This window comes from Ruegeria sp. AL12 (assembly GCF_056540885.1).
On the sequence record NZ_JBQFXN010000165.1, the window covers coordinates 1 to 597 of the forward strand.

The 597-nt window shown below is 61.8% G+C and carries 1 pseudogene; it reads left to right on the forward strand.

The window, feature by feature from the left end:
* Window positions 1-449: pseudogene (lysK, locus tag ACR0C6_RS22015) on the forward strand (lysine--tRNA ligase); the annotation flags it as partial.
* Window positions 450-597: the final 148 nt, after the last annotated feature.

Consider the following 597-nt stretch of genomic DNA (forward strand, 5'->3'; position numbering starts at 1 on the left):
TTGCGATGCTGCTGAATCTGGCATCGGTTTCCGGTGCCGAAGACAAGGAGGCGCTGTGGGGCTTTATTCGCCGCTATGCGCCCGAGGCAACGGCAGAGAGCCATCCCGATCTGGACAAGGCAGCCGGTTTCGCCGTGCGGTACTTCAACGATTTCGTCAAACCGACGCGTAAGCATCGCGCGCCGACGGATCAGGAGCGCGAGGCGCTGGAAGCGCTGAAGGCGGCGCTTGAGGCATATGATGGCCCGACCGAGGATGAAGCGTTGCAATCGGTGGTCTATGCCATCGGCCGCGAGCGGTTTGATCCAATGAAAGGGTGGTTCTCGGCGCTTTATGAGGTGCTGCTGGGGGCCTCGCAAGGGCCGCGTTTCGGGGGCTTTATCGCGCTTTACGGCGTGCCCGAGACCATCGCGCTGATCGACAAGGCACTGGCCGGAGAGCTGGTCTGATTTGACCTGAACCGGCATGGGGCTATCCTTGGAACAGGAGGTGGCCCCATGCGTCGACTACTGCTTGCATTATCCCTGAGCGCCGGGCTGGCGTCGGGCGCATTTGCGCAGAGTGCCGAGATCGAGGCCAATATCGCGGCACAGATAC